The sequence below is a fragment of the Streptomyces sp. DvalAA-43 genome, from assembly GCF_900091725.1.
Lineage (GTDB): Bacteria > Actinomycetota > Actinomycetes > Streptomycetales > Streptomycetaceae > Streptomyces > Streptomyces pulveraceus.
The window spans coordinates 118,258-129,510 of the sequence record NZ_FMBW01000026.1; the positions used below are offsets into that span (position 1 = coordinate 118,258).

The 11,253-nt window shown below is 72.6% G+C and carries 12 protein-coding genes; 7 read left to right on the forward strand and 5 right to left on the reverse strand.

Features of this window, described 5'->3' with window-relative positions; genetic code table 11:
* Positions 1 to 29 precede the first annotated feature (29 nt).
* Positions 30 to 1,424: a DUF3616 domain-containing protein gene (locus GA0115234_RS05405; RefSeq protein ID WP_093539691.1), complete on the forward strand. Its 1,395-nt coding sequence runs from the start codon at positions 30 to 32 to the stop codon at positions 1,422 to 1,424.
* A 101-nt stretch (positions 1,425 to 1,525) separates the two neighbouring features.
* Here the strand turns inward: GA0115234_RS05405 and GA0115234_RS05410 are convergent, their stop codons facing one another.
* On the reverse strand, positions 1,526 to 2,521 hold the full coding sequence (locus GA0115234_RS05410) for a DUF7847 domain-containing protein (protein WP_202553379.1): 996 nt from the start codon (positions 2,519 to 2,521) through the stop codon (positions 1,526 to 1,528).
* A 218-nt stretch (positions 2,522 to 2,739) separates the two neighbouring features.
* Here GA0115234_RS05410 and GA0115234_RS05415 point away from each other — a divergent pair, with 218 nt between their 5' ends.
* Entirely contained in the window at positions 2,740 to 3,060 is a 321-nt protein-coding gene (locus tag GA0115234_RS05415; RefSeq protein ID WP_093539797.1) for a DMT family transporter, read from the forward strand.
* On the forward strand, positions 3,060 to 3,596 hold the full coding sequence (locus GA0115234_RS05420; protein WP_093539692.1) for a TetR/AcrR family transcriptional regulator: 537 nt from the start codon (positions 3,060 to 3,062) through the stop codon (positions 3,594 to 3,596). Before GA0115234_RS05415 ends, GA0115234_RS05420 begins: the two co-directional genes overlap by 1 nt.
* A 71-nt stretch (positions 3,597 to 3,667) precedes the next feature.
* Here the strand turns inward: GA0115234_RS05420 and GA0115234_RS05425 are convergent, their stop codons facing one another.
* Positions 3,668 to 4,555, reverse strand: a complete 888-nt coding sequence (locus tag GA0115234_RS05425) for a winged helix-turn-helix transcriptional regulator (RefSeq protein WP_093539693.1) — start codon at positions 4,553 to 4,555, stop codon at positions 3,668 to 3,670.
* Positions 4,556 to 4,660: 105 nt separating this feature from the next.
* On the opposite strand from GA0115234_RS05425, the gene GA0115234_RS05430 reads away from it, so the two are divergent.
* Both GA0115234_RS05430 and dapD read left to right on the forward strand, forming a co-directional pair.
* The gene (locus tag GA0115234_RS05430) at positions 4,661 to 5,890 is read left to right on the forward strand and encodes an MFS transporter (RefSeq protein ID WP_093539798.1); all 1,230 of its coding nucleotides are present in this window, start codon (positions 4,661 to 4,663) and stop codon (positions 5,888 to 5,890) included.
* A gap of 152 nt (positions 5,891 to 6,042) precedes the next feature.
* Positions 6,043 to 7,032 carry a 2,3,4,5-tetrahydropyridine-2,6-dicarboxylate N-succinyltransferase gene (dapD, locus tag GA0115234_RS05435; RefSeq protein ID WP_093539694.1) on the forward strand — a complete coding sequence of 330 codons (990 nt, stop codon included), beginning with the start codon at positions 6,043 to 6,045 and terminating at the stop codon, positions 7,030 to 7,032.
* On the opposite strand, the gene dapA is transcribed toward dapD, so the two are convergent.
* Positions 7,029 to 7,913, reverse strand: coding sequence for a 4-hydroxy-tetrahydrodipicolinate synthase (gene dapA, locus GA0115234_RS05440; protein ID WP_093539695.1), 885 nt, complete (start codon positions 7,911 to 7,913; stop codon positions 7,029 to 7,031). The two genes, dapD and dapA, sit on opposite strands and share 4 nt — an antisense overlap.
* Before the next feature lie 147 nt (positions 7,914 to 8,060).
* Here dapA and GA0115234_RS05445 point away from each other — a divergent pair, with 147 nt between their 5' ends.
* On the forward strand, positions 8,061 to 8,762 hold the full coding sequence (locus GA0115234_RS05445) for a DUF4232 domain-containing protein (RefSeq protein WP_370803865.1): 702 nt from the start codon (positions 8,061 to 8,063) through the stop codon (positions 8,760 to 8,762).
* A gap of 16 nt (positions 8,763 to 8,778) precedes the next feature.
* On the opposite strand, the gene GA0115234_RS05450 is transcribed toward GA0115234_RS05445, so the two are convergent.
* Both GA0115234_RS05450 and GA0115234_RS05455 read right to left on the reverse strand, forming a co-directional pair.
* The gene (locus GA0115234_RS05450; protein WP_093539697.1) at positions 8,779 to 9,222 is read right to left on the reverse strand and encodes a GNAT family N-acetyltransferase; all 444 of its coding nucleotides are present in this window, start codon (positions 9,220 to 9,222) and stop codon (positions 8,779 to 8,781) included.
* Between the two features lie 59 nt (positions 9,223 to 9,281).
* The gene (locus GA0115234_RS05455; RefSeq protein WP_093539698.1) at positions 9,282 to 10,415 is read right to left on the reverse strand and encodes a lipid II:glycine glycyltransferase FemX; all 1,134 of its coding nucleotides are present in this window, start codon (positions 10,413 to 10,415) and stop codon (positions 9,282 to 9,284) included.
* Between the two features lie 124 nt (positions 10,416 to 10,539).
* Here GA0115234_RS05455 and GA0115234_RS05460 point away from each other — a divergent pair, with 124 nt between their 5' ends.
* Positions 10,540 to 11,253 (forward strand): antibiotic biosynthesis monooxygenase, encoded by a 714-nt coding sequence (locus tag GA0115234_RS05460; protein WP_093539699.1) that lies wholly within the window; start codon positions 10,540 to 10,542, stop codon positions 11,251 to 11,253.

Here is an 11,253-nt window from a genome sequence, read left to right on the forward strand (position 1 = left end):
CGCGACATCACGCCGACGAGAGGCATGCCGTGCTGCATCAGTTTTCGCTCCCCGACCGCAGGGTGGCCGCCGCCGCGGGCGGCGTTCTCCTGCTGGCGGCCCTGGGGATCAACACCCCCGCGCAGGCCGCGAGTTACGGAACACCGACGATCGGGCTCTCGGTCTCCTACCTCTCCGGCGCCGTCGGCGCGACCGCCGACCCCGTGGTGACCGTCACCGTCGCGCAGAGCGGTGCCGACGTGGCCGCGCTGGGCGTCGCGGCCTCCGCCTCCTCCAAGCCGTCCGTCGCCGGGACCGGTGATGTGACCGTCACGGGGACCGGAGGCACCCGGCAGCTCGCGGTCGCCGCACACGGGCGCGGCTACACCGACCTCACGATCAAGGTCACCGGGCTCGGCGGCAAGACCGCCACCAAGAAGCTGCACTACGCCGCCTCCGCCGCCGTGCGGAACGCCGCCGACACCCGCTACCTCACCGGCTCCTCGGACGCCTCGGCCGCCGTCGACGTCGGCGGCGGGTACGTGGTCGTGGCCGACGACGAGTCCAACACCCTGCGCCTGTACGACCGTTCCATCTCCGGCGGGCCGGTGAAGAGCTGGGACGTCGGCTCGGAGCTCGGGGTGTCGAAGGAGGTCGACATCGAGGGCGCGGCCCGGGTCGGCAACACCATCTACTGGACCGGTTCGCTGGGCAACAACAAGGACGGCGAGTACAAGGCCCCCCGCAACACCGTCTTCACCACGGAGGTGACCGGGTCGGGCGCCGCCACGCAGCTGACGGTGGGCGGCTCGTACAAGAAGCTCCGGGACGACCTCGTCGCCTGGGACAAGGCCAACGGCGACCGGCTCGGCTTCGCCGCGGGGACGGCGGACGGTGAAGTGCCCAAGCAGATCGACGGGTTCAACATCGAGGGCCTGGAGTTCGCACCCGGCTCGACGACCACCGCGTACCTCGGGTTCCGGGCGCCGCTGGTGCCGCCGAAGTCGGGCGGCAAGGCCCTGATCGTGCCCGTCACCAACTTCGACAAGGTGGCCGGCAGCGGGAAGAAGGCGGTCATGGGCGAGCCGATCGAGCTGGACCTCGGCGGGCTCAGCATCCGGGACATCCGGAAGAACGCCGCCGACCAGTATCTGATCGTGGCCGGTTCCTGGGCGGCCGACGACAACGCCGACCCGTACGCCCTCTACCGCTGGGACGGTGTCGCCGGACACGCGCCGGTCAAGCGGGCCGATCTGCCGACGGCGGACCCGGGCGGCTGGGAGGCCGTCGTGGAGGTTCCGGACCTCACGGCTCCGGGCGCCCGCGCACAGCTGATCACGGATGCCGGATCGGCCGATCTGTACGGGGACGGCACGGAGGCGAAGGATCTCGACCACGCCGAGTGGAAGAAGTCGCGGGCCGTCTGGTTCACCGTCGGAAGCTGACGGACGGGCCGGATCCGCGCTGCGGGACGCGAACGGCCACGCCCGCCGGGCGTGGCCGTTTCCTTCGGAGGCGGACGCGGGCGTACCCGCGCGGCGCGGTCCTAGAAGCCGTACCGCGGACCGGGCTGCGCGGGTACACCCGCCGCCTCGGCGAGGGCCGGGCCCAGGTTCTCCGTGCGCATGCGCCGGTCGACGTAGAGCAGGCCGGTCACCAGCGGTGGGAAGACCGCCGTGATGAACTGACTGACCAGCTGCCCCAGGGCCATGATCACCATGTAGCCGCTCATGGCGAAGACGATCGCGGTGGGGTTGGGGTCCTCGTCCAGCGTCGTCCCGCCGATGACGCCGGAGAACATGCCGAGGAACGAGAACGGGATCTGGACGATGTAGCTCGCCACGGAGGCCAGGACCAGGGCCAGCAGGCCCGTCCCGAAGATCCGCCACCAGTCGCCGCGCACCAGTTGGGCCGAGCGGCGCAGGGCGGCCACCGCGGACTGTCCCTCGAACACCGCGGCCGAGGGCGCCAGGCAGAACTTCACACAGAGCCAGATCGCGAGCGGGGCCGTGGCGAAGGCGCCCAGGAAGCCGAGCACGACCCACAGGGTGGCGCCGGTGTCGTGCGCCAGGGTGATCGCGCCGATCACGAGCGCGAAGAACCCGGCCACCATGAGCACCATCGGGATCATCGCGATCAGATACGTCAGGATCACCGTCCCGATCACCGTCGGAACACGCGACCAGGCGCGGCGCCAGACGGCGGAGAAGGTGGTCGGCCTGCCCAGCACCGCCTCCTGGAGCACGGTGGGAACGGTCGCGTACATCATGGCCGTCGCGACCGAGAAGACGATCACCGCGAGCAGGCAGATGACGCCGAGACCGACCACGAGCGGAATCACGTCGGAGGAACGCGGCTCCTCGTCGGCGCTGAGCGAGAAGACCGTGTGCAGATGGCCGCTGACCACGGAATACGCGATCACGACCGTGACCACCATGATCGCCAGCGCCCCGCCGAACACGACGGCGCCCATGCCGAACAGCTGCTTCCAGTAGCGCCCCAGCGTGCTGAAGGCGCCGCCGAGTATGTCCCCGAGCTTCAAGGGCGCCAGCGGTATCACCCCGGGCTTGGGCGGTGGCGCCCACGGCCCCCAGCCCGGAGGTCCTCCGTACGGTGCTCCGCCCCACCCTGCGTCCTGCGCCACTGTCGCTCCGTCGTCTCTCGTCGTACTGGTGTGCTGTCGGTCGGGACACCGTAACGTCCTGGCCGCCCGGAAGCCGCCGTGCTTCCGCGCATCCGGCGATGCGTACACTCGTACACATGGGATACGGACTGCTGGCCGCGGCGATCGCGGCGGAGGTGGCCGGTACGACGGCCATGAAGTACAGCGAGGGCTTCACCCGGCTCTGGCCCTCGCTGATCACCGTCGCGGGATACCTCGTGGCCTTCGGGCTGCTCGCCCAGACGCTGAAGACGCTGTCGGTGGGCACCGCCTATGCCATCTGGGCCGGGATCGGCACCGCCGCCATCGCCGCGATCGGCATCCTCTTCATGGGCGAGTCCGGCAGCCCGGTCAAGCTGGCGGGCATAGCGCTGGTGATCGCCGGAGTGGTGGTGCTGAACCTGGGCGGGGCCCACTGATGGCGCGCCGCTACGACCCCGAGCGGCGCGACCGAATCATCGACGCCGCGATCAGGGTGGTCGGCGCCCGGGGCATCGCGGGGCTGAGCCATCGTTCCGTCGCGGCCGAGGCCGATGTGCCGCTCGGCTCGACGACGTATCACTTCGCCTCGCTGGACGAGCTGTTGACCGCGGCGCTGCGCCGGTCGAACGAGAACTTCGCCGAGGTCATGCGGGAGAGCGAGGCGCTGGCCGACCCGGAGGCCGACCTCGCCGAGGAGCTGGCCGGGCTGCTGGGGGAGTACTTCTCCGGCGGGCGCGGACGGGCCGAGCTGGAGTACGAGCTCTATCTCGCCGCGCTCCGCAGGCCCGCGCTGCGCCCCGTCGCCGCCGAGTGGACCGACGGCACCGCCGAGCTGCTGTCCCGGCGTACCGACCCGGCCACGGCGCGTGCGCTGATCGCGCTCATGGACGGGATCTGCCTCCAGGTGCTGCTCACCGGCGGCGCGTACGACGAGGCGTACGCGCGGGAGATGCTGGGACGGATCGCGGGCTGACGGCCTACGCGCGAGCGCCGGGCGTTCCCGCGCCCGGGACGGCCGCGACACGCGGGTCGCCCCGCCGCCTCTCAGGCGCCGGACGGGCCCCCGTTCCGTACCGCCGCCAGCGCCGCCCGGACGCTCTCCTCGATGTCCGTGATCGGGTAGAGCGCCTCGCGCACCGTCCGGTCGCGGTCCACCACCAGGGTCAGCCGCTTCAGCCGGCTGGTTCCCCCCGTGCGGAAGGTCGGCAGGCGCAGCGCCGCCGTCAGTTCCAGCTCCGCGTCGGACAGCAGCGGGAACCGCAGCCGCTCCGCCTCCGCGAAGGCCCGCTGCTCGTCCGGGCGCTGGGTGGAGATCCCGCACACGCTCGCACCCGCCGCCGTGAACTCGGCCGACCGGTCGCGGTACGTGCAGGATTCGAGCGTGCAGCCGCTCGTGCCCGGGATCTCGGACCAGCCCGGCGGATAGGCGTCACGGCGGGTGTAGGCACCGGGGAAGAAGTACAGAACGGTGTACGGGGTGCCGGCGACCGGGTCGCGCGAGGCTCCCTCGTGGTCGATCAGCCGCAGCTCGGGCAGGCGCGTGCCCACCAGGGCGTGCACCCGTGCCGCCTCCTTCGAGCTCTCCGCGGCCGTCGCCATCGTCTCCCCGTCCCCCAGCACCCAGGTGTCGCCCCAGTCCTGGAGCGCGATCAGCACGGGCAGCAGGGCGCGGCCCCGCCGGGTCAGCCGGTACTCGTAGCGGGGTGGCCGGTCCTGGTAGGGCTCCCGGGAGAGCACCCCCGCGTCGACCAGCAGCCGCAGCCGCTCGGTCAGCACCTTGCGGGACACGCCCAGCTCCTCCTGGAGCGCGTCGAAGCGATGCACCCCGCGTGCCGCGTCCCGCACGATCAGCAGGGTCCACCAGTCGCCGACGACATCGAGCGCCTGGGCGATCGCGCAGTCGGCGTCGGCCAGGCTGGTGCGCTGGGGCATGGTCTCCTCCGTCGGTCTCCCGCATCCACCTCTTACCGGATTGACCAGCAGGAAAGCATGATGTCATAGTCCGTTCCCAAAGGAAACTCACGGGGGGTGCTGGAGATGGGCTTCTTCGGGGTGGTGCGGGACGTGCCGCGCACGGTGCGGCTGCTGGCCTTCGGCTCCTTTCTCAACGGGGTCGTCAGCTTCACGTTCGTCTATCTCTTCCTCTATCTGACCGGCCCGCGCGGGCTGGGCGTCCCGCAGGCCGGACTCGTCGCGGGCATCGGCGGCGTCGGCCTGGTCGCGGGGAACTTCACCGGCGGCTGGTTCGGCGACCACTACGGCCACCGCCGGATGCTCCTGACCGGCGCGCTGGTCAGCGGCACCGCACTCGCGGCCCTGCCGCTCCTTCCGGTCGCGGCGATGTACGGGGTGCTGCCGCTCGCGCAGTACGCGGCGGGCGTCGTGCGCGCGGCCAACTCCGCGCTCGTCGCGGTCTCCGTCCCCGAGGGCGGACGGCGCCAGAGCTTCGCCCTCGTACGGGCCGGGGGCAACGCCGCGTTCGCCGTCGGCCCGCCGCTGGGCGCGCTGATCGCGGCCCGCTTCTCGTACGACTGGCTGTTCGTCGCCGACGGCCTCGGCACCCTGCTCTTCGCCGGGTACGCGGCGGCGGTGCTCCCGGCGCACGGCACCGCGCACACCCGGCCCGCCCACGATCCCGGCGCGCCCGGCCTCTGGCGGGAGCTGCGGGCCAGGCCCGCCGTGCCGGTGCTGCTCGCCGCGATCCTCTGCGTCGACCTCGTCTACCGGCAGCAGTACTCGACCCTGCCCGTCTTCCTCTCCGAACACGGCCACGGCGCCCAGTTCTACGGCTGGCTGCTCTCGGTCAACGGCGGCGTCATCCTGCTGCTGGAACTCCCCGCGGCGCATGTGCTGCGCCGACGGGCGCCCCTGGGCATCGTGGGCGCCGGGCTGCTGCTGGTGGGGCTGGGCTACGCGGTGCTGATCCCGGGGGCCGGGACGCTGTTCGCCATCACCATGATGGCCTCGCTGACCGCGGGCGAGATCCTCTACAAGACCACCGCGACGGCGTACGTCGCCGACCAGGCCCCCGCCCATGCGCAGGGCCGCTTCCAGAGTCTGTACGCGGGCGCCTCCATCAGCGGCCAGGTGCTGGCGCCGCCGCTCGGCGGTGCGCTCTACGCCCACGCGCCCGGACTGCTCTGGCCCGCGTGCGCGGTACTGGCCTGCGGTGCGGGGGTGGCGGTGCTGGCGGCGCGGCGGCTGCGGGGGCCGGTGCGCGAGTCGGCTCCCGTGCGTGCCCCCGGACGGCAGGCGCAGCCCGGCTGACCGGGTGGCCGGGGCTCAGGCGCCGGCTCGCGGCCGTCCGCCGGGCCTCCGGGCCCGTACCGCGACCATTCGGCGGGCTCCGGGGCGCGCGCCGCGACCATCCGGCGAGACCGGTTGGCTCCCGCGGTGCCTCGCCGGTTAGGTTGCGTGTCATGACCGACACGACTCCTGCTCGCACCACCGGCGCCGTCGCCGCCGGCCTCGCCACCATCGCCGGCGACGGTTCCGTTCTCGACACCTGGTTCCCCGCCCCCGAGCTCACCGCCGAGCCCGGCCCCGCCGGAACCGAACGGCTCACCCCCGACGGGGCCGTCAACCTCCTCGGCGAGGGAGCCGCCAAGGCCATCGGCGTGGACGCCCGCCGCGGTGTCGAGATCGTCGCCGTCCGTACGGTCATCGCCTCGCTCGACGACAAGCCGCTCGACGCGCACGACGCGTACCTGCGCCTGCACCTCCTCTCGCACCGACTCGTCCAGCCGCACGGCCAGAGCCTGGACGGACTCTTCGGCCTCCTCACCAACGTCGCCTGGACCTCGCTCGGCCCGGTCGCCGTCGACGACGTGGAGAAGGTGCGGCTGAACGCCCGCGCCGAGGGCCTGCACCTCCAGGTCACCTCGGTCGACAAGTTCCCCCGGATGACCGACTACGTCGCGCCGAAGGGCGTCCGGATCGCCGACGCCGACCGGGTCAGGCTCGGCGCGCACCTCGCCGCCGGCACGACCGTCATGCACGAGGGCTTCGTCAACTTCAACGCGGGCACCCTGGGCACGTCGATGGTCGAGGGCCGCATCTCCGCGGGTGTCGTCGTCGGCAACGGCTCCGACATCGGCGGCGGCGCCTCCACCATGGGCACCCTCTCCGGCGGCGGCAAGGAGCGCATCGTCATCGGCGAGCGCTGCCTGATCGGCGCCGAGGCCGGTGTCGGCATCGCGCTCGGCGACGAGTGCGTCGTCGAGGCCGGGCTCTACGTCACGGCCGGTACCCGCGTCACGCTGCCGGACGGCCAGATCGTCAAGGCCCGTGAGCTCTCCGGCGCCTCGAACATCCTCTTCCGCCGCAACTCGGTCTCCGGCGCCGTCGAGGCCCGCCCGAACAACGCGGTCTGGGACGGCCTCAACGACGTCCTGCACAGCCACAATTAGTCCGTGGCGGCCAGCAGTTCCCCGTAGATCCTCCGCAGCCCGTCGGTCGCCCCGCGTCCGGCGGGCTGCAGCGGTTCGCGGACCGGCCCGGCGCCGAGCAGCGCCTTGGCCGTGACCGTGCCGGGCAGCCCGGACGCCATCATCGCCTCGGCCAGAGGGGCGTTCAGCAGATTGAGCCGGGCGGCCCCGGCGGTGTCCCCGGCGTCGAACGCGTCCAGGACCGCACGCAGCTGACGGGGCGCCACATTGGCGACCGTGCTGACATAGCCGGCCGCGCCCACCGCGTACAGCGGCAGATTCAGCTCCTCGCAGCCCGAGTAGTACGCCAGCGAGGTCGCGCCGATCACCTTCGTGGAGCCGAGCAGGTCGTACGCGCAGTCCTTCACGGCCGCGACACGGGGGTGCTCCGCCAGCCGCAGCAGGGTCTCCGGCTCGATGCGGGTGCCGGTGCGGCCGGGGATGTCGTACAGCATCAGCGGGAGGCCGGTCGCGTCGGCGACCCGTCTGAAGTGCGCCTCGACGGCGGCCTGGGGCGGCCGGCTGTAATAGGGCGTCACCACCAGCAGGCCGTCCGCGCCCGCCCGCTCGGCCTGCCGGGCGAGCTCCACGGTGTGCCGGGTGTCCGCGCTGCCGACCCCGGCGACGACCGGCACGCCGTCGCCGACCGCCGCCCGGACCGCCCGCAGCAGCGCGGTCTTCTCGGCGTCGGTGGTGGTCGGGGACTCGCCGGTGGTGCCGCTCAGCACCAGGCCGTCGCAGCCGTCGGCGACCAGGGCGGCCGCATGCTTCCCGGCGGCGTCCGGGTCCAGGTCGCCGGAGGCGGTGAACGGAGTGATCATGGCGCAGAGCGCGCGGCCGAAGAGAGGTGCCGTTGTGGTCATCCTCGAAGTCTCGGTCGACCGGACCATGAGGGTCCACTTAGATCTGCTCGGGGTGCGGGGCAAGAAGAACTCAACAGTCGCCGGGCAAGGCTCCGCGCTCTGGCATGATCGAACGCCTATGCGACAGGCCGAGACCGGGGTGGGTGCGTGAGCGTGCGGGGACTGGCGGGGGCGGGGACCGGAACGAGGACCGGGAGACGAAGGCCGTCGGCGGCCGTGCTCCTGGCCGGGGGACTGGGCCTCTCGCTCTCCGGATGCGCGGGGTTCCTCGTACCGGCGGGCGAGGGCGAGCCGGTACCGACACCGACCCCCAGCGGCTCGTACCTGGTGCACGCCGACAAGCTGCCGACACCGTTCCCGAGCGCCTCCGTCGTGCTCCCGGACCGGCCACCGGCCGCGCAGGGGCCCGCCCCCACTCCCACGCCCCGGGGCGGCTGCCCGTCCTCCGGTGTCGTCGTCGGCATGGGCGAGGTGGAGGCGGCGCTCGGCCACCGCGCTGTCGGGCTCACCCTCACCAACTGCGGCGGCAAGCCGTACCGGGTCCACGGCTACCCGTCCGTCCGGGCCCTGGACGAGGCCGGTGATCCGCTGCCCGTCCCGGTGAACCCGGGCTCGTCCTACATGGGCACCGACCGGGGCCCGCAGGAGATCGTGCTGAAGCCGGGGAAGACGGCGCGTTCACTGCTGGCCTGGGTCTCCACCCCGACCGGCGGCGACCTCATCGAGGGCGATGCCCTGGAGGTCGCACCGGCCCCCGGTCTGGAGGCGCGGACCTTCCCGCTCAAGGGCAGCGACGTACGGCTGCTCGACGAGCTCAACATGACCGCGTGGCGGACCGGTCCCGTGTAGCGGCACCGGAACGGGGTCAGAGGGTGAGCTTGAAGCCCTCGTGGCTGCGGGCGAAGCCCAGCGACTCGTAGAACCGGTGCGCGGCCGTGCGCGGCTTGCCGCTGGTCAGCTGCATCAGCCCGCACCCCCGCTGCCGGGCCCGGTCCATGGCCTGCGTCATCAGCTCCCGCCCCAGCCCGCCGCCCCGCCGGTCGGCCCTGACCCGTACCGCCTCGATCAGCGCCCGCTCCTCGCCGCGCTTGCCGAGCCCCGGTATGTACGTCGCCTGCGCACAGCCCAGCACGGTGTCGCCGTCCACCAGCACCAGCATCTCGTTGCGCGGGTCGCTCTCGATGGCGGCGAAGGCCCGCTCGTACGGGTCGTCGACCACGACCGTGGCCGGATCGACGACCCGCTCCTCGTCGGCGAGCAGGGCGAGGACGGCCGGCAGGTCGGCCCGGGTGGCGGTGCGCAGGATCATGCCCGCGAGTCTGTCACGGGCGCCGACCTGCCCAGCGGCGGGACATGGGGAGGCGGCGCTCAGCGGCGGGCCATGTAGAGGGTGAAGGCCTTGTGGAGCACCTTGTTGATGGGGTAGTCCCACTCGCCGATGTACTCCGCGGCCCGGCCGCCCGTGCCGACCTTGAAGCGCAGCAGGCCCACCAGATGGTTGGCCTCGTCCAGGGTGTCGGTGATGCCGCGCAGGTCGTAGACGGCCGCGCCCCGTTCGTGCGCGTCGCTCATCATGCGCCACTGGATGGCGTTGCTGGGCTGCACCTCGCGCTTGCGGCCGGTCGAGGCGCCGTAGGAGTACCAGACGTGGTTCCCCACGGTCAGCATCGTCGCCGCGGAGAGGGTCTCCCCGTCGTGCTGGGCGAGATAGAGCCGCATCCGGTCGGGGTCCTCGGCCCGCAGCACGGTCCACATGCGCTGGAAGTAGGCGAGCGGACGGGGGATGAAGCGGTCCCGCTCGGCCGTCTCGCGGTACAGCTCGTAGAAGGCCGGGAGGTCCTCGTAGTCGCCCTCGACGACCTTGACGCCCGCCTTCTCCGCCTTCTTGATGTTGCGCCGCCACTGCTGGTTCAGATTGCCCCGGATCTCCTCCAGCGACAGCCCGGCGAACGGCACCTGGAAGACGTACCGGGGCTGCCCCGCGCTGAATCCGTCCTCGCTCTCCTCCCCGCCCCGCCGCCAGCCCAGCGCACGCAGCCGCTCCACGACCTCGGCGGCCGACGGCTCCTCGTCGTCCGGCGGCACGTCGCGCAGCCGTCCGGCGGCCGGGTCGGCGATGGCGTCCTTGACGGTCCGGGCGTCCCAGCGGCGCGCGACCACCGGCGGGCCCATGCGCACCGAGAACGCGCCCTGCCCCTTCAGATGCGCCAGCATCGGATCCAGCCACTGCCCCAGGCCCTCGGTGTGCCAGTCGATGACCGGGCCCTCCGGCAGATATGCCAGATAGCGTTTCACCCGGGGGATCGGCCGGTACAGGACGAGCCCGGCCCCGACGATCCGCTCCCGGCCCGCGCCGTCCCGGTCGAACCAGCCGATGCTCTCCGCGCGCCAGTCGGGCTTCACATCGCCCCACGACGGGACCTGCATATGGCTCGCGGCGGGACGGCTCGCGACGAACGCCAGATGCTCCTCGCGGCTGATCGTCCTCAGATGCGGTGCCATGCGGTGCTCCGTTCGTTGTGCTGACGGTGTCGACGAGGCGTGCTGTTGACCTCGAGCGCACTTCACGTATCAGGGTGGTCGGCAGGGGAGCACCGCCCCGGTGCCCCGGTCAGGAGGACCCTTCATGAGTGTGCGATTCGTCTCCCGCCCCGATCTTGCCCGCAACGACGTGGGACTCGTCAAGGCGAGCACCTGGGATGTCGGAACTCCGGAGCGCCGGGAAGCGGCGGTCGAGGCCATCCGTGCGGCGTGGGGCGGCCGGGACTGGCCGCATCCCGGACTGCTTTCGTACACCGTCCATGCCGGTGAGGACGGGAAGACGCTGTTCCACTACAGCCAGTGGAGTGGTGAACAGGCGTACCAGGACTTCTTCCGGCACGGCAGGGACGAGCGGAACGCGGACATCGACGCCGCCGTGCCGGGCATCCGGCGGCTCGGGCTGCACACCCTGGAGCTCTACCGTTCCACGTCGCTGGGGGAGGGCGACGGGCGGGAGCCGGGCTGCGTCGTGATCGTCGACGTCGAGTTCGAGGGAGCGGACAAGGCGCGGCAACGGGACTGGGTGGACACCGTGTTCGAGGCGCTGGGGACCGACCCGGCGCCCGCCCCCGGCGGCGTCTCCGGGCACTTCCATGTGAGCACCGACGGGACACGGGTGCTGAACTACGCCGAATGGGAGAGCGCCGCCGCCCACATCGACGCCCTGGCCGCGCCCGGCGCCGGGGTCGGGTCGAGCACCCCGCAGTGGGAACGGGTGCGGACGTACCCGGGGGTGACCGGCGGCGGGGTGCACCGGTACGCGCCCGCCCTCAGCATGCGGCCGGGGGCGGGCGCGTAG